This window comes from Ahrensia marina (genome assembly GCF_042140245.1).
Classification (GTDB): Bacteria; Pseudomonadota; Alphaproteobacteria; order Rhizobiales; family MH13; genus MH13.
In genome coordinates, this window is record NZ_CP159483.1 from 3,307,389 (window position 1) to 3,324,962 (window position 17,574).

Genomic DNA, 17,574 nt, shown 5'->3' on the forward strand with positions numbered 1-17,574 from the left:
TGATGCTCCGCTCGGTGCGCCTGCGCCTTCTTGCATTGGCGGTCTTACCGCTGATTGTCGTGATGCCCATCTTTTTGGGCATCACCATGCTGCGTTGGATCGAAAAGTTTGACGATCTTTTGATTGCCAAAGTGGCCAGCGACCTGCGGATCGCAGAACAGTATTTCTATCGGATTGAGATAACCCAAGCAGAAGCTGTGGCAGCTATCGCCCAGTCGGTCGACTATGCGGAACGGCTTGGGGGAAACCAAAGCGGACTTACAGCCTTTTTGAGCGAACGGCAGGCAGCAACCGAGCTTGATTTTTTGGTTCCCTTTGCGGCGGATGACCCCAACATCCCCGCCAGCATTGCTCGCCTGGCCGCCTTGTCATCCTCGAGAAGTGCTGCCGGTGGATTGGCGGTTCTTTCGCAATCCGACTTGCAACTGCTGGGACCTGACCTAGAGCAGCGGGCGCTGATAAGCCTGGTGGAAACAGAGGCGGCAAGGCCGCTCAACAGCACAGCTGAAACCCGAGGGCTTGTCCTGCTCGCTGTCTATCGAGACCCGCAAAACAGCACGATCCTTGCCGGTGGAAGGCTGCTTAATCGCAATCTGGCGATCATCGACCGGATGAATGATCTTATTTACCGAGACCTGGAAAGCGACGCCGAGCAGCGCGCCGGCACAACCACCCTTTTCCTAGACGACGTTCGCATCTCCACCAATGTGCGCTTGTTTGAAGGCGAACGGGCTCTGGGCACGCGTGTTTCAGAGGTGGTTTGGCAGCAGGTTATGGGCGAAGGAACGCCCTGGCTCGACAGGGCCTTCGTGGTCAACGACTGGTACATTTCGGGCTACGTTCCGCTATCGGATATCAGCGGTGAGCGCATCGGCATGCTCTACACCGGTTTCTTGGAGAAGCCCTTTTCAGAGCAAAGGTCGTCGACGGTCCTTACGCTGGTTCTTGCTTTCCTCGCGGTTGTGGGTGTTTCGGTTCCCATCTTTCTGAGATTGGCCCAAGGGGTCTTCTCGCCCCTTGAGAAGATGACCGCCACAATGGATCGGGTCGGCGCAGGAGAACTCAGCGCACGTATTGGCCGCGTGGAGCGAAAGGATGAAATTGGCCAGGTTGCCAATCATCTTGATCAGCTTCTCGATCAGGTTCAGGAGCGCGATGAAAGGCTGCGCAGCTATGCTGACAACCTCAATGAAAAGGTTGAAAAACGCACCGAAGAGTTGCGCGATGCCAACCAACAGCTTGAGGCAACCTTCGCCCAGTTGGTCGTATCAGAGAAGCTGGCATCCATCGGCGAGATCACCGCAGGTGTTGCCCATGAGATCAACAATCCGGTTGCCGTTATTCAAGGCAATTTGGAGATTATCCGCAATGGTCTGGGCGATGATGCCAAGGACTACAAAGTCGAGTTCGACTTGATTGATGGTCAAGCGCACCGGATCAACACCATCGTCCGCAAACTGCTCAATTTCTCGCGATCCGATGAGCTGTCGGAGCTACCCGCCGTGGTTCGCCCGCGCGATATTGTCGACGATACAGCGATCTTGGTTGCAGCTGATCTGCGCAATGATGGTATCCTGCTGGAACGCAAGCATGGCAGTGAAACACCAGATATCTGTGTGGTTGCCACCGAGTTGCAGCAGATTTTGGTCAACCTCATCATCAACGCCGCCCAAGCTATTGGTTCAGATGGAAAGGTGACCGTGGAAACGCTGGCAGGTCAGCACCAGGGCAAACCTGGTGCTATCATTCGCGTGTCCGATACTGGTCCAGGAATCGAGCCTGAAAAACTGAAGCACGTTTTCGATCCGTTCTTCACCACGAAGCTTGGTGAAGGAACAGGTTTGGGCCTGTCGATCTGTCAATCGCTTGTTCAACGCGCCGGTGGACATCTCTCCGCACATAGTTCTTTAGGCGAAGGCGCGGTGTTTGAGGTCTGGTGCCCAGCGGTGGACATTTCGACCCAATCGGACAGTCAGAGTGAAATCGAAGTGGACATTTTGTCCAATTAGAGAGTTTGGGGCACTGAAGAAGTGTCAAAAATGACCACTATCGACATCATCTGAAAACCCTCTAACTTATTGCTATGCAACAATAATTTCCTTTGACAGATAAACCTTCCGCGTGAGTAGACAACCCCAGGTGCGGCATTTCGTCATTTGCGACGCGCATCGGAATGATTGGGGCAATCATGCCCCGCAAGAGGGGAAACGCTCATGTCACATTCGTCGGGAGGAGCCCTTGGGTTTCTCAAAAAGGAAAACATCGTAGCCCCTGAGGGCTACAATCGCTGGCGGGTGCCGCCGGCATCCATTGCGATCCATCTGTGCATCGGTTCGGTGTACGCATGGTCGGTGTTCAACCCCGCCCTCACCCGAGAGCTTGGGGTCGTCGCACCCTCCGGCGGTGACTGGTCTCTGTCGTCCGTTGTATGGATTTTCTCTGTTGCCATCGTTGTACTGGGCCTAACGGCTGCGGTCGGCGGCAAATGGCTTGAAAAGGTCGGGCCACGCTATGTCGGTGTCGTTGCGGCGCTTCTTTGGGGCGGCGGCTTTATGATTGGGTCAGCCGGTATCGCGACCCACCAGCTCTGGATGGTCTATCTGGGCTACGGCGTCTTTGGTGGTGCAGGTCTCGGCCTTGGCTATGTTTCTCCCGTTTCGACCCTGATCCGATGGTTCCCTGATCGTCGTGGAATGGCCACTGGGATGGCCATTATGGGCTTCGGTGGCGGCGCCATGATCGGCGCGCCTCTCAAGCAGTGGCTTTTGACACTGTATCAACAAGCACCAGACTTTCTCGGCGCGGAAGGCGCTGTAACACTGGTGACCGAGGGCGGACGCCGGTTTGCAGAGACCGCCAACGGTCTTGTCGAGGTGGTTGTTGCTTCGGCTGACCAAGCTGCCGCTTTCGGTGGTGAGGCCGGTGTCTATGTGGTTGGAACCGGCAACACCGGGGCTGCATCCACGTTCCTGACCCTCGGCATTGTGTATCTCTTCGTCATGATCTTTGCAGCCTTCCAGTACCGCGTGCCGCGGGAGGGTTGGAAGCCAGCCGGTTGGGAACCCAAACCCGTCGCTTCGGGCATGGTGACCCGCGACAATGTCCATATCGATCAGGCGTTGAAAACACCGCAATTCTGGCTGCTGTGGATTGTTCTTTGCTTCAATGTGACGGCTGGAATCGGTGTGATTGGTGTCGCCAAAACGATGATCAATGAGATCTTCGGCGATCTTGTGCTTGTGACCGCCGCCTTCGCTGGAACCTACGTGTTGATGATTTCCGTCTTCAACATGGTTGGTCGCTTCTTCTGGGCTTCCACATCGGACTTCATCGGACGCAAGAACACCTATCACTGCTTCTTCGTTCTCGGCACCATCTTGTACTGCACGATCCCGTTCTGGGCAGGCATGGGCGGAACGACCGCGCTGCTTGGGTTCTATATCGCAACCATGATTATCTTCACGATGTATGGCGGCGGTTTCGCAACCATCCCGGCCTATCTGGCTGATATCTTTGGCACGATGCATGTGGGTGGCATCCACGGACGCCTCCTGACCGCCTGGTCAACGGCAGGTGTCCTGGGTCCTTTTGCGATCACCTACCTGCGGGATATGTCGAAGAACAACGCCATCAATGACCTGGTGACGCAGGTTGATCCGGCTGTGTTTCAGCAGACATTTGGTGCTCCGGTGGCGCAGTTGCGCGAGTTGGTTGACGCCAACACGGTGACGATTGCCAAGCTGATGGACCTCGTTCCAGCTGGAACGGTTGATCCAAGTGCAACGCTCTACAACACCACTATGTTTGCCATGGCGGGTCTTTTGGTCATCGCCTTCTTCGCAAACCTCATGGTGCGTCCGGTCGGTGAGAAGCACCACCACAAAGAGCCCGAAGCCTCGGCGGTTCCTGCTGAGTGATCGCTGAGCTTCTTTAAGCAACAGGCGGCCCGGTACGCCGGGCTGCCCAACACCACAACACAAACGTTGCGCACGGCGCCAGCACCGTTCACACTCTTCTGGTGCTGGTTTGGCGAACACCGACCGACAATCGCCCTTCGTTGAGAAGAGCTTGGAAAGTCACCGCCACCCGACCTGTGCGTATTGGAGCACCCTTAGTAAGGCGGTGCTCCGATCATTTAACATCTGGCAAACAGGGCAAACGACCTTGGCGGCCAGTGACGTTTCTTAGCCAGAAAGGATCGGGCCTTTTGGCGTGGAAACGGAGGAAACGCGAACCATGGCAAACCGTACCGTCACTGATGAAACACAGCCTGACAATGAGGGCTTATCTGATGAAGGCACAACGGCTTCTGGCAAAGACTTTGTTGGCAAGGCGTCGAGCGCTGCCGGTGGCTGGGGTGCGCTGAAGAGCGTTGGCAAGCGTATCTTAAAGAGTGGGCAACCGCTCACCAGTGTGCGAACTCTTTTAAAGGCCAATCAGCCGCACGGTTTTGATTGCCCAGGCTGTGCATGGGGCGATCCTGAACACGGCTCGTCGTTTGAGTTCTGTGAAAACGGCGTGAAGGCGGTTTCTTGGGAAGCAACCAAGGAACGCGTGACCCCGGACTTTTTTGAAAACCACACCGTTTCTGACCTTCAGCAATGGAGCGACTACGATCTTGAGCATCAGGGGCGGTTGACCCAACCGATGCGCTACAATCTTGAGACTGACAAGTACGAGCCAGTCGCGTGGGAGGACGCCTTCAGGGAGATTGGTGAAGAACTCAACAAGCTGCCCGACCCCAATTTGGCGGAGTTCTATACTTCGGGTCGCACATCCAATGAGGCGGCCTTCCTCTATCAGATGTTCATTCGGCTCTATGGCACCAACAACATGCCCGACTGCTCCAACATGTGCCATGAGGCAAGTGGTGTAGCGCTGACCGAGGCCATCGGGATTGGTAAGGGCACGGTGAGCCTGGAAGACTTTGATGAGTGCGACGCCATCTTCTGCGTTGGGCAGAATCCTGGCACCAACCATCCGCGAATGCTGGCTGAGCTGCGCAAGGCTGTTGAGAACGGGGCCAAGGTGGTCGTTTTCAATCCGCTGAAAGAGAAAGGCCTCAAACGGTTCGCTGATCCGCAGGAAAAGTTGGAGATGATCCGCGGCGGCAGTGAAGCAACCTCAACCGATTATTTCTGCCCGCGCTTGGGCGGTGACATGGCGATCTTCCGCGGGATGGGCAAGATTGTCTTTGAGGCTGAGGACCGCGCGCAACGCGAGGGCCTGCCTGCCATCTTGGATCATACGTTCATCGCCGACCATGCTGCCGGGATTGATGAGTATCGTGAGCTTTGCGCGCAAACCTCCTGGGAACAGATCGAGGATCAGTCCGGTCTTTCGCGCGATGACATTGCCTATTGTGCTGACATCTACATGAAATCGGAACGGGTGATCGCAACCTGGGCGATGGGCATCACACAGCATCGACACTCTGTTCCAACCATTCGGGAAATCGCCAGTTTCATGCTTCTGCGTGGAAACATCGGCAAGCCAGGTGCAGGCCTTTGCCCCGTCCGCGGCCATTCAAATGTTCAAGGTGATCGGACGGTCGGCATCAATGAGAAAGCGCCCAAACCGCTTCTGGATGCCATGGAGAAAGAGCTTGGAGTGCCGCTTCCACGAGAACCTGGCCATAACGTGCTTCACACCATCGGAGCGATGCTGGAGGGCTCTGCCAAGGCTTTTGTGGCCATGGGAGGCAACTTCGCACGCGCAACGCCCGACAGTGCTCTGGTGGCCGAGGCGTTTTCAAAGATGCCACTTGCTGTTCACGTGGCCACCAAGCTCAATCATGGGCACCTCATGACGGGGCAAAAGAGCTTCATTCTGCCATGCCTCGGACGCACCGAGATCGACAAGAACTCCAAAGGCGTTGCTCAAATGGTGACGGTCGAGGATTCCATGTCCATGGTTCATGGTTCTGGCGGTATCAACCTGCCAGCTTCCAAACACCTGCGATCAGAAGTGAAGATTGTTGCTGGCATTGCCAAAGCGACCGTTGGCAGCGCTGTGGTCGATTGGGATGCGCTGGGCGACGACAACGACCTTATCCGCGATATGATTGCGCGTGTTCTGCCGATCTATGGCGACTTCAACGCGCAGGTACGCAAACCGCGTGGCTTCCGCCTCTACAACGGGGCGTCTCATCGCGACTTCAAGACTCCCAACAGCAAAGCAAATTTCACAACGCACGACCTGCCTGAGCAGACCGAGTGGCAGCGCAGCCAAAACGATGATGGCGTGTTTGTGCTCCAAACCTTCCGGTCTCATGACCAATACAACACCACCGTCTACGGCATGGATGACCGGTATCGCGGTGTCTTTGGCCTGCGGGACATCGTTTTCATGAACCCCAAAGACATGCGGCGCATTGGCGTTAAAGCCCGTGGTCTTGTCGATGTTGTGGGCGTGCATGATGATGGTATCGAGCGCGTTTGCAAAGGCTTCCGGGTCGTGCCCTACGACACCCCGCTTGGTTGCGTCGCTGGGTATTATCCAGAAATGAACGCGCTTGTTCCCCACGGCCAGTTCGGCACGCAAAGCCATACACCGGCATCAAAATCGGTGATGGTTCGGTTCCGTGTGATCGCAGATGATGACGCTTGAGAAAAGAGCGCAGTCAGAGGCGGATTTCGAGCTGCTGATGCAACGGCTCTTGGAGCAGCATGCCGACGGTCTTTCGCCTCTGGGTGCCGGCCTGCTTGCGGCTGCCTACACCGGGTATTGCACCGACAGCCACACCTTCTCCAAAAGGCTGGGGGTTGAGCATGCTCTCGTGATTAGGGAGTGCATTGTGCTTGCTGATCATCATGAGGCGATTGAAATCAATGGTCGCAACGAACGCTCTCAACGCATTCAATACGTGCTGACGAAGGGTGGGCACGATCTGCTGGAGGCAGCGACCTGATGGCTTTGCCGCTAGATGAAGAACCGGCAGGTGTGCCCTCAAGACACGCAACGCGCTCAGTGTCGGCCAAACACTTTCCACATCAAAGCCAGCAGGCGCGACACCTGGTTGCCGAGGTTCCAGTGGCTGTCGTTATCCAGGGCACGAGCGTGGCCGTGATGATGACATCTCCCATTGACCTGGAAGACTTTGCAGTGGGGTTTGCGTTCACCGAGGGTTTCATCTCAAGTCTCGACGATGTCATCGACCTGCACGTGCTTGATCATGATCGCGGCATCGAAGTGCGGCTTTGGCTGCGCGATGACAAAGCTGAGGCCTTCGTCAATCGCCGCCGGTCAATGATAGGGCCAGTGGGCTGCGGACTCTGCGGGATCGATAGCCTGGAAGAAGCCGCCAGGGCTGTCCCGAAGGTCAAAGCCGCCGGAACAGGACTTTCCTTTGATGATCTGAACACGGCAACGGAGATACTGCGCCATCATCAACCGGTGCATGATGAAACCCACGCCGCGCACGGTGCGGGGTTTGTGCTACCGGGTCGGGGCATTGTGACCAGCAGAGAGGATGTCGGGCGCCACAACGCATTGGACAAGCTCGCTGGCGCCTTGTTGCGAACGGAGCAACCGGTAGAAGGTGGCGCTATTGTTCTCACATCACGGGTTTCGGTTGAGCTGGTGCAGAAAACCGCGATCCTTGGATGCCCCATCATGGTCGCCGTGTCGGCACCAACGAGTTTCGCCGTAGAGACGGCAATTGAAGCGGGCGTGACGCTGATTGCCCATAGCCGCGGGGATGGTTTCACCGTTTTCAGCCATCCGCAGCGCCTCCAATCCAGTGAAGAGACCTCCGGTTGAGTGTGCTTGGTTACACTATGATGCCTGGGAAGGGCGACACGAACCTTCTGTTGGCTTCATTCGCTGAACGCGTGCAGCACTCAGGTCGCTCCGTCTGCGGATGCGTTCAACCCACCAACATCAACCCAACCGCCAAGAATGCAGGCGGCATGATCATCCGCACCCTCCCAGCAGGCGATGATATCTTGATCTCGCAACATCTTGGGCCTGGCTCTGGTGGATGCAGACTCGACCAGGGCGCGCTGGAGCAAGCGGTTGCCAGTGTTGAGCGGGCCTACAGCGCAAAATGTGATCTGCTTTTGATCAACAAGTTTGGAAAGCATGAGGCGCAGGGCAGAGGTTTTCGGGATCTCATCGGGCGTGCGGTGCATGATCGGGTTCCGGTCTTGGTGGGACTGAACGCGCTGAATGAGCGGGCATTCTTTGACTTTGCCGATGGGCTTCAGGAGCGGGTTCAGCCTGACTTGGACGCATTGTTGCGTTGGTTTGACCAAACCGTCGAGTTGTCCATAGCCTAGACTTCTCATGTGCTGGCTGGTCACAAATGTCAGCCTGCTTTTGCCAAGCGGGCTACACGGTGCTGCGTTGCGGATAATCAGCCCCCAAAAAAATTTCACCGTTTTGTCGATTGGCGCCCTCACCGCTCGTCGTGTGGCTGAAGAGGCAAAATGCCCTTCGGCCCAAACGAGGAGACAGAACGATGACCATCAAGACCATTTCCACCTATGCAGTCTGCGGCTTGGTTGCTCTAACTGCGGCAACATACGCGCTACCGCGCCATGTTACCGTCGAACGGGCGGCCACGCTCCAAGCAGCACCAGCAACAGTGCTTGCTTTGGCTGCGTCCAATGAAGGCTACCAGACCTTCAATCCCTACCGAACGCTCGATCCAGACTTGAGGATCGACTTGTATGGCCCCCAATCAGGGACAGGATCTGGGTTTCACTTTGACGGCAAAGACGGCACTGGCAGCCAAACGGTTGCAGAGGTCACCCAACAGACAGTGACCTATGACGTCGACCTTGGGCCGTTGGGACAACCAACGCAATCGATCAGCGCTTCACCAACCAGTGACGGCTCCCATGTCACGTGGCGTGTGGAGGCAGACATGGGGTTCAACCCGGTCTTCCGCGTCATGGGCCTCTTCATGGACGGGATGATGGGCCCGACCTTCGAACTTGGGCTTGAAAACCTCGGCGAAGCTGCCGCCTAATCCGAAACGACCAACTTGGGGAACACAACCATGCGCTACACATTTTTGCTTTATTCCAATCCAGCTGATTTCGCCGATCTCACACCTGAGGATTGGGCGAAAGAGAAAGAGGTTTACGGAGCCTATATCGGCGCCCTTCAAGAGGCCGGCGTGTTTGTCGATACCGACTGGCTCCACCCAGCCGAAACGGCCACAACCATCACCCTGAAGGATGGTGAGAAGCGCGTCCAAGACGGACCTTTTGCTGAGACGAAAGAGACGTTAGGCGGGTTCTTCGCCATTGACGTGCCCGACCTTGATGCCGCTCTGGCATGGGCCGAGAAATGCCCGGCCGCCAAGCATGGCAAGATTGAAATCCGTGCATCGGCGATGGGCGACTATTGACCGACGCGAGCGTTCAAGCGCGGGCCGAGGATGTTGCCCGCGCTGCTTACGGCAAACTGGTTGCGATGCTGGCCAGCCGGTCCGGCGATATCATGGCGGCGGAAGATGCGCTCTCCGATGCTTTCGTGGCGGCTCTCAGGACCTGGCCCGAACGCGGCATACCGCAAAAACCAGAGGCTTGGCTTCTAACGGTGGCCAAGAACAGACGGACCGACCAGGCACGCAAAGATGCCCGTCTGGTTGTCACAGCCGAGGTACCCGAGATGGCCGATGCTCCCCTTCTCGATCGCGAAGACTTGGTGGATGAGCGCCTGAAACTTCTTTTCGTGTGCGCCCATCCCGCGATTGACCCAAACATACGTACGCCTTTGATGCTTCAGACAGTCCTCGGGCTGGAAGCAGAACAGATCGCGCGCGCCTTTCTGGTGTCCCCGTCCGCTATGGCGCAGCGTTTGGTCCGCGCAAAAAAGAAGATCAAGTCGGCAGCCATTCCTTTTGTTCTACCGGACGCAGAGGCCTATCCAGATCGCATGGACGCCGTTCTGGGCGCGGTGTACGGGGCCTATGCTGTTGACTGGTTGGAAGGCTCTGGAGACCTCTCCCACGAGGCCTTCTTCCTTTCAACGGTCCTTGCCGATCTTGCACCGACAAACCCAGAAGCTTTGGGCCTTACCGCATTGATCGGCTTCATTGAGGCGCGTCGTCAGGCGCGTTTGCGGCATGGTGTGCTGGTTCCGGTGCCTGAGCAGGATACTGACAGTTGGGATCATGCTCTGATCGAGCATTCGGCCGCTCTCCTCGACCGGGCGTCGGCTTTCGGACAGATTGGGCGCTTTCAGTTGGAAGCGGCGATACAATCCGTTCACGCAGCCCGATCTGTCACGGGGCGGACCGATTGGCGCGCGCTCTCTCAGCTCTATGCGGGATTGCTCAAGATGCACCCAACCATTGGTGCGGCCGTCAGTCGCTCTGCGGTGGTCGCAGAAGATGTTGGACCTGCCGAAGGGCTGAAGCTTCTGGACTTGATTGAAGGGCCAGAGATCGAGCAGTTCCAACCGGCCCATGCGGTACGTGCGCATTGTCTTGCCCAATTGGGACAGTTGGCTGATGCTTCCATGGCCTATTCCAAAGCGATTTCGCTTTGCACCGACCTGCCGTCACGCCGTTGGCTGGAAGCCAAACAATCGGACCTGAAAAGAAAAATGTCCTGAGCTGTCGATTGCTGGCCGGCTCGTTCGTCGTGTGGGCATGGGGAAGGAATCCCCGCCTGTTGCCAACCACACGAAGGACACTCCCATGACCATCTTTTACATCGTTCTTGCTATTCTGGCTGCCATTGCTCTGGCGACCTTCCTTCTGCCGCGCAGTGTTGTGGTGACACGGAGCCTGGACATCCCGATGGCTCCTGCGGACATCATTGAGCGCACCGCCTCCACAGAGGGCTTTCAGACCTTCAATCCCTACCGCTCCACCGACCCCAACCTTAAAATCACGCCTTTCGGCCCAGAAGCCGGTGTGGGGGCAGGATTTCGCTTCGAAGGAAAAGAAGGAAAAGGCACACAGACGATCACCGCTGTGACCCAGACCAGCGTGACGCATCTGATCGATCTGGGTGCGATGGGCAAGCCGGTTCAGGTGATCCAAGCCGAGCCACATGCGGACGGGTCCAAGGTCAAGTGGACTGTAACGTCTGATATGGGATTCAACCCGATCTTCCGTGTCTTTGGCCTGTTTTTGGATGGAATGTTGGGCAAGACCTACGAGTTGGGCCTCAAAAACATGCGTGAACTCGCACAACCCTAAGACCTTGCATCAGAAAGATGGGCAGCAAGCCCATCTTTCAGTTCCAGCGATGGCTCGGGGGCAACGGGCAGGCCTCTCTTGATACCTGCCCCTCACTCCCACTCAATCGTGCCCGGGGGTTTGCTTGTCACATCATAGACCACGCGGCTGACGCCTTTCACCTCGTTGATGATCCGCGTCGCAGTGTTGGCCAAAAACTGCATATCGTAGTGATAAAAGTCCGCCGTCATACCATCAACGGAGGTCACAGCACGCAGGGCGAGCACGAAATCATTGGTGCGGCCATCCCCCATCACGCCGACAGTCTGCACCGGCAGCAGCACGGCAAAAGCTAACAGCCATTAGCGCTTGGGCTGAGTTGCTTAACATGGAGCAAAATGGCTCGAAGAGGCTTCTGATCTGCTGGCAATCAAACAGGCACACTCGCTTTGAACCGAAAACAACGGTATCGACGAGCCGTGCGAGCGGCCTGGTTGACCCGTTCTGTTTGGTGGCCAAAGCCGTGCTGCTCAAGGGATAATCGTCTGTCGATTTCGGTGACGTCATCCTGGTATTCTTGCGAGAGCATCTCAAGCCAGCAAATGATCAAGCGCAAGGCGCGTCAACCGACGTAAGAAACGTGTTCGCTTGCACTATCAACGACCGCACTCTCCGGACAACTTGATACACATTGGTTTGTTAGAGTGACCGTTCTTCACATTAACCCATCGATCAGCAACCAGCAGCGATACCTGTTCGTATCGACCATTCCTCAAGCCCAAATGATGGTTTGAATCAAAGTGACCATTGGTGGCACGCATACATCGGAAGCTATGCGATCAACTGATGAATGGAGCGCAAAGAGGTCTTGTGCGCGAACCGCCGAGGAAGATGGTGATTGGGCGACACATAGATGTCTTCAATTCTATCTGGCACCTCTGGGAAGAGATGAGCCTTGTCGCGCTTAACAAAAAACGCGTTAGATCCAGTTGCCGCGTTGCAGCAGAGAAGGTGGTAATCGTACCTCGTCATCATATCAACTAGGCTGGCCAAAGAGGCCCCATAGTAACTGTCACCCTTCCAAACATGCGACGGATCATACTCAATGCAAAACCGTATAGGTGGAGGAAAATTTGCATTGCACTCCATTATGACAAGCGCGGGATGAGAACTCGATTCGAGGATTTCTTCGCCAATATACAGATCATTACCATCAAGATCGATTGAGAGGACATCGACCGCATCGGACGGCAGGCCCGATAGACCTTGATCAAAAAGCTTAGAGGCATTCTCGCGATGCACCCAGGCCTTTTCATAAAACAAGCGCTCAGACTCAGATGTATCAAATGCCAGGTCCTCGCCACCTACCCAAAATCCAGTCCAGCCCATCGATGCCAAAGCAAGTGTGTTGTTCTCCAATCCATTTCCGACCCCGAACTCAGCAAAAGTTCCGATATCAATTCCAAGACGCCGCAAGATCTCGAAGGTGATCCCATCTTCGTCGGACTGGGAAAAGCACTTTCTGCCAAACCTTGTAAGAGGATTTGGATGTTGCATCTGTCGATCCACGACCAATTGCTGTGCGGCAATCTCGTAGAGCTTCGAGGTGTCTTTGCTCCGAAATCCGCCAAGCGATTTCCACAAACGAGATAGGCTCATGCGCCCTACTCCCACTCAATCGTGCCCGGGGGTTTGCTTGTCACATCATAAACCACGCGGTTGACGCCTTTCACCTCGTTGATGATCCGCGTCGCAGTGTTGGCCAAAAACTGCATGTCGTAGTGATAAAAGTCCGCCGTCATGCCATCGACGGAGGTCACGGCACGCAGGGCAAGCACGAAATCATAGGTGCGGCCATCGCCCATCACCCCGACCGTCTGCACCGGCAGCAGCACGGCAAACGCCTGCCAAATGGCATCGTAAAGGCCAGCATTGCGGATTTCTTCCAGATAAATCGCGTCGGCTTTGCGCAGAATGTCCAGCTTATCGCGCGTGATGCCGCCCGGGCAGCGGATAGCAAGGCCTGGCCCTGGAAACGGGTGACGACCCACAAAACGTTCGGGCAGGCCGAGCTCACGCCCCAGCTTGCGAACCTCATCCTTGAACAGCTCACGAAGCGGCTCAACCAGACCCATGTTCATGCGCTCAGGCAGCCCACCGACATTGTGGTGGCTTTTGATCGTCACCGAAGGTCCGCCGGTGAACGACACGCTTTCGATCACATCGGGATAAAGGGTGCCTTGGGCGAGAAAATCAGCGCCACCGAGCTTTTTCGCTTCAGCCTCAAACGTCTCGATGAACAGGCGTCCGATGATTTTACGCTTGGTTTCAGGGTCGGAGACACCTTCCAGCTCACCGATGAACAGGTCGGAGGCATCTACATGCACCAGAGGGATGTTGTACTGGCCGCGGAACATGCCGACCACTTCGTCCGCCTCGTTGAGCCGCATAAGGCCATGATCGACAAAGATACAGGTGAGCTGGTCGCCAATCGCCTCATGGATCAGTACGGCGGCCACGGATGAATCGACGCCGCCAGACAGACCGCAGATCACCTTTTTATCACCCACCTGCTCGCGGATGCGGCGGATCGCTTCCTCGCGGAAGGCCCCCATCGACCAATCGCTCTCGATCCCAGCGATGGTGTGCACGAAATTGGAAAGCAGTTTTGCACCATCTGGGGTGTGAACCACTTCGGGGTGGAACATCACGCCGTAGAACTTGCGCGCCTCGTCAGCATAGGCAGCAAAGGGTGCACCTGGCGATGTGGCGAGCACCTCAAAGCCGTCGGGCAACTCAATCACCCGGTCGCCATGGCTCATCCACACCTCATGCTTGGTGCCAACATCCCAAACGCCTTCAAAAAGCGGCGAGGCTTTATGCACCTCGACAAAGGCGCGGCCAAACTCGCGATGGTCCGACCCTTCGGCCTTACCGCCATTTTGGATGCACATCGACATCTGCCCGTAGCAGATGCCAAGCACCGGCACGCCAAGATCAAACACACGCTGCGGTGCGCGAGGGCTGCCAATGTCACTGGTGGAGGCCGGTCCTCCCGACAGAATAACAGCGACCGGATTTAGCCGATCAATGGCCGCGTCAGCCGATTGAAACGGCACAATCTCTGAATAAACGCCTGCTTCACGAATGCGACGTGCGATGAGCTGCGTGACCTGACTGCCGAAATCAATGATGAGAACGGTGGCGTGATCGGGCTTTTGAGGGGACGTGTCTGGCATGCCCCAGCTTTAGAGCCGCGCCATCGCGTGATCAATCCTAGCGAGCAATTAGCGGTGGAGGAGTGTGCGGCTAAGTCGCAAGGCCCCTTCTCGTAGGCCAATTCGGGGATTCTGGATCACACGAAAGGCATCTGCGACGTCGCACCGCAGCCCCTGGTTGTAGTCCATTAGAACCTTTGCACGTATGTAATTTCAGAAATTACTGAAATGCAGGAATTTACAGACATGCAGCTATCATCGTTGGAGCAAGAGTTCGTTCTCCATTTTGGGGAGATGGGCTCTCGCTGGGGCATCAATCGTACGGTTGGGCAGATTTATGCGCTGCTGTTCTTGTCTGATCAGCCACTGAATGCTGAACAGATTGTCGAGAAGCTTGGCTTTTCCCGGTCCAATGTCTCGATGGGTCTGAAAGAGCTTCAGGCTTGGAACTTGGTGCGCCTGAAGCACATCCCCGATGATCGGCGCGACTATTTTTCCGCGCCCGACGATCTTTGGGAAATCGTTCGCACGCTGGTAGCTGAGCGCAAAAAGCGTGAAATCGATCCCACGCTTACCAAGCTACGCGAGCTGGAAATGCAAACCCCCAGCAATGACAGCGATGCGCATGCCCACTCCAAAATCAGTGATCTGCGAGAACTGATCGAGCTGCTCACAGGCTGGCATGACGATATGAACCGCCTGGAGACGGAGCGGCTTGTCCAGCTGCTGGCTCTAGGTTCGAAACTGCAAAAGTTCGCCGCCAAAGCGGAAACCATTGTGCCCTTCAAACGATCGACCAAGGAAACCGGCTGATGATGGACACTCTTCTCCTCTCGCGCATTCAGTTTGGCGCCAACATCTCCTTCCACATTCTGTTTCCCACCATCACGATCGCGCTGGGCTGGGTGCTTTTGTTCTTCAAGCTGCGCTTTAACGCCACCGGCGATGATCGCTGGATGGATGGCTATCGCTTTTTCGTCAAAGTGTTTGCCCTCACCTTCGCGCTTGGCGTGGTCTCCGGCATCACCATGAGCTTCCAGTTTGGCACCAACTGGCCAGGCTTCATGGAGGCGGTTGGCAACATCGCTGGACCTTTGCTTGCCTATGAGATTCTCACCGCATTTTTCCTGGAGGCGGTGTTCCTTGGCATCATGCTGTTCGGCTTCTCTCGCGTCCCCAACTGGCTGCACACGCTGGCGACGTTCTTGGTGGCGTTCGGCACAACGATGAGCGCGTTCTGGATCCTGGTGTTGAACTCCTGGATGCATACGCCCGCAGGCTATGAAATCATCGATGGCGTGGCCCACGCCACCGATTGGTTTGCGGTCATCTTCAACCCCTCCATGCCCTATCGCCTGGTGCACATGCTGCTTGCCAGCGGCTTAACGGTTGCCTTTGTGATTGCCGGTTTGTCGGCCTTCCGTATGCTCTGCGGCGATAAGACTGGATCGGCCAAACTCACCTTCAAAACAGGTGTTTTCCTGGCTGCCTTGCTCATTCCGCTGCAAATCGTGGCTGGCGATTTTCATGGGTTGAACACGCTTGAGCATCAGCCTGCCAAGGTCGCCGCAATGGAAGGCAATTGGGAGACGCAAGGCAATGTTCCTCTTCTCTTGTTCGCCCTGCCCGATGAGGAAGCGCGGGAAAACCGTTTTGAAATCGGCATTCCCAACGGTGCAAGCTTGATCCTGAAGCACGACCCAGATGGTGTTGTGCCTGGCCTCAACGACTTTGTTGCTGAGGATGGCACGCCCATGCATCCACCTGTGAACGCTGTGTTCTGGTCGTTCCGGATCATGGTTGGTACCGGTCTTGCGATGCTGGCTCTGTCCTGGATTACCGCTGGCGTTATCTGGCGGCGTGGATTGGACACGCCTAACCCCTGGATGTTGCGCGCCTTCGTGGCAATGACGTTCTCAGGTTGGCTTGCAACCCTGGCCGGTTGGTACACGACCGAGATCGGTCGCCAGCCTTGGCTGGTGAATGGCGTCCTGCGCACCTATGAGGCCGTCGCCGATGTGCCAGCGCCGATGGTTCTTTCCACACTGCTGGTGTACCTGGCGATCTATGTCGGGCTGACGCTCGCCTATGTCTCGGTGCTTTTCTACCTCGCCCGCAAAGCTGCGCGGGGCGAACAGCCCAAACCGATGACACCGGGCTCAGGCGCCGCTGTCACCATGATCCCGGCGGAGTAGATCAATGTCTGAATTGTTCAATGATCCGGCTACATGGCTGCCGGTGGTCTTTGCCGGTCTCATGGGCGTATCGATCCTGGTCTATGTTGTGCTTGACGGCTTTGATCTTGGTATCGGCATGCTCACACCACTGGTCTCAGTGGAAGAGCGTGACCGGATGATCGCGTCCATCGGTCCGTTCTGGGATGCCAACGAAACATGGCTGGTGCTGGCCATCGGTCTGCTGTTGGTGGCTTTCCCGGCGGCGCACGGCACGATTTTGACGGCGCTTTACATCCCCGTGGCGGTGATGCTGATCGGCCTCATCCTACGCGGTGTGGCCTTTGAGTTTCGCGTCAAAGCACCAGCCCACAACAAGTACCTTTGGGACTGGGCGTTTTTCATCGGTTCGCTGGTCACGGCGCTCTCCCAAGGGTTCATGCTTGGGCTCTACATTATGGGCCTGGAATGGACAGCGATGACGGTGGCCTTTGCGCTGCTGACGGCGCTGTGTACGGCGGCGGGTTACACCTTCATCGGGGCGTGCTGGCTGATCATCAAAGCCGAAGACGTTTTGCAAACAAAGGCCGTTCGCTGGGCCATGCGCAGCCTTTGGGGCTTGCTGGCCGGCTTCGTGATGATCTCAGCTGCGACACCCTTTGTGTCGGAGCGGATTTTCCAAAAATGGTTCTCCGTTCCAGAGATCATCCTGCTTGCGCCACTGCCCATCACGGCGTTTCTGGTCACGTGCCTGCTGCTTTGGGCGCTGCGCCAACTGCCCGACACGCAGGATCGGTTTCGCCATGTGCCATTTGCTGGCGGCACGGTGCTCTTCACGCTTGCCTTTCTGGGGCTTGCCTACTCGTTCTACCCCTATGTCGTGCCGGAGCAGCTGACGATATACGCTGCGGCCAGCGCGCCTGAAAGCCTGATGATCATCCTCGTGGGCACCGCGGTGGTTTTGCCGATGATCGCAGCTTACACGGCGCTTGCTTACGTGGTGTTTCGTGGCAAAGCGCGGGAGCTTCGCTACGATTGATCA

Annotated in this window: 15 protein-coding genes and 1 pseudogene; 13 read left to right on the forward strand and 3 right to left on the reverse strand. The window is 56.4% G+C overall.

Going from position 1 to position 17,574, the window contains the following annotated elements; genetic code table 11:
- The first annotated feature begins 2 nt into the window (after positions 1 to 2).
- The 10 genes from ABWH92_RS16025 (at position 3) to ABWH92_RS16070 (ending at position 11,161) form a co-directional block, all read left to right on the forward strand.
- Positions 3 to 2,009, forward strand: coding sequence for a cache domain-containing protein (locus ABWH92_RS16025; RefSeq protein WP_375570060.1), 2,007 nt, complete (start codon positions 3 to 5; stop codon positions 2,007 to 2,009).
- Between the two features lie 204 nt (positions 2,010 to 2,213).
- Positions 2,214 to 3,917, forward strand: coding sequence for an OFA family MFS transporter (locus ABWH92_RS16030; RefSeq protein WP_375570062.1), 1,704 nt, complete (start codon positions 2,214 to 2,216; stop codon positions 3,915 to 3,917).
- 319 nt (positions 3,918 to 4,236) lie between these two features.
- The gene (locus tag ABWH92_RS16035; protein WP_375570064.1) at positions 4,237 to 6,609 is read left to right on the forward strand and encodes an FdhF/YdeP family oxidoreductase; all 2,373 of its coding nucleotides are present in this window, start codon (positions 4,237 to 4,239) and stop codon (positions 6,607 to 6,609) included.
- A gap of 37 nt (positions 6,610 to 6,646) precedes the next feature.
- Positions 6,647 to 6,910 carry a hypothetical protein gene (locus ABWH92_RS16040; protein WP_375570066.1) on the forward strand — a complete coding sequence of 88 codons (264 nt, stop codon included), beginning with the start codon at positions 6,647 to 6,649 and terminating at the stop codon, positions 6,908 to 6,910.
- A complete protein-coding gene (fdhD, locus tag ABWH92_RS16045; protein WP_375570068.1) occupies positions 6,910 to 7,761 on the forward strand; it encodes a formate dehydrogenase accessory sulfurtransferase FdhD in 852 nt (283 codons plus the stop codon). Before ABWH92_RS16040 ends, fdhD begins: the two co-directional genes overlap by 1 nt.
- A gap of 2 nt (positions 7,762 to 7,763) precedes the next feature.
- Complete coding sequence (locus ABWH92_RS16050) at positions 7,764 to 8,279, forward strand: DUF2478 domain-containing protein (protein ID WP_375574271.1); 516 nt, start codon at positions 7,764 to 7,766, stop codon at positions 8,277 to 8,279.
- A gap of 182 nt (positions 8,280 to 8,461) precedes the next feature.
- Positions 8,462 to 8,974 (forward strand): SRPBCC family protein, encoded by a 513-nt coding sequence (locus ABWH92_RS16055; protein ID WP_375570070.1) that lies wholly within the window; start codon positions 8,462 to 8,464, stop codon positions 8,972 to 8,974.
- A gap of 30 nt (positions 8,975 to 9,004) precedes the next feature.
- Complete coding sequence (locus ABWH92_RS16060; protein WP_375570072.1) at positions 9,005 to 9,358, forward strand: YciI family protein; 354 nt, start codon at positions 9,005 to 9,007, stop codon at positions 9,356 to 9,358.
- Complete coding sequence (locus ABWH92_RS16065) at positions 9,355 to 10,569, forward strand: RNA polymerase sigma factor (RefSeq protein ID WP_375570073.1); 1,215 nt, start codon at positions 9,355 to 9,357, stop codon at positions 10,567 to 10,569. The genes ABWH92_RS16060 and ABWH92_RS16065 overlap by 4 nt, the downstream gene beginning before the upstream one ends.
- 85 nt (positions 10,570 to 10,654) lie before the next feature.
- Positions 10,655 to 11,161 (forward strand): SRPBCC family protein, encoded by a 507-nt coding sequence (locus ABWH92_RS16070; protein WP_375570075.1) that lies wholly within the window; start codon positions 10,655 to 10,657, stop codon positions 11,159 to 11,161.
- A gap of 92 nt (positions 11,162 to 11,253) precedes the next feature.
- Here the strand turns inward: ABWH92_RS16070 and ABWH92_RS16075 are convergent.
- From ABWH92_RS16075 to guaA, 3 genes and pseudogenes are all read right to left on the reverse strand, one after another.
- Positions 11,254 to 11,493: pseudogene (locus ABWH92_RS16075) on the reverse strand (GMP synthase (glutamine-hydrolyzing)); the annotation flags it as partial.
- A gap of 478 nt (positions 11,494 to 11,971) precedes the next feature.
- The gene (locus tag ABWH92_RS16080) at positions 11,972 to 12,799 is read right to left on the reverse strand and encodes a hypothetical protein (RefSeq protein WP_375570077.1); all 828 of its coding nucleotides are present in this window, start codon (positions 12,797 to 12,799) and stop codon (positions 11,972 to 11,974) included.
- A gap of 5 nt (positions 12,800 to 12,804) precedes the next feature.
- Positions 12,805 to 14,379, reverse strand: a complete 1,575-nt coding sequence (guaA, locus tag ABWH92_RS16085; RefSeq protein WP_375570079.1) for a glutamine-hydrolyzing GMP synthase — start codon at positions 14,377 to 14,379, stop codon at positions 12,805 to 12,807.
- Between the two features lie 225 nt (positions 14,380 to 14,604).
- Here guaA and ABWH92_RS16090 point away from each other — a divergent pair, with 225 nt between their 5' ends.
- From ABWH92_RS16090 to ABWH92_RS16100, 3 genes are read left to right on the forward strand one after another with little or no spacing between them, the layout of a single operon-like run.
- Positions 14,605 to 15,171, forward strand: a complete 567-nt coding sequence (locus ABWH92_RS16090) for a GbsR/MarR family transcriptional regulator (RefSeq protein ID WP_375570081.1) — start codon at positions 14,605 to 14,607, stop codon at positions 15,169 to 15,171.
- Between the two features lie 2 nt (positions 15,172 to 15,173).
- Positions 15,174 to 16,553, forward strand: coding sequence for a cytochrome ubiquinol oxidase subunit I (locus ABWH92_RS16095; protein ID WP_375574272.1), 1,380 nt, complete (start codon positions 15,174 to 15,176; stop codon positions 16,551 to 16,553).
- A gap of 4 nt (positions 16,554 to 16,557) precedes the next feature.
- Positions 16,558 to 17,571, forward strand: a complete 1,014-nt coding sequence (locus tag ABWH92_RS16100) for a cytochrome d ubiquinol oxidase subunit II (RefSeq protein ID WP_375570083.1) — start codon at positions 16,558 to 16,560, stop codon at positions 17,569 to 17,571.
- Positions 17,572 to 17,574: the final 3 nt, after the last annotated feature.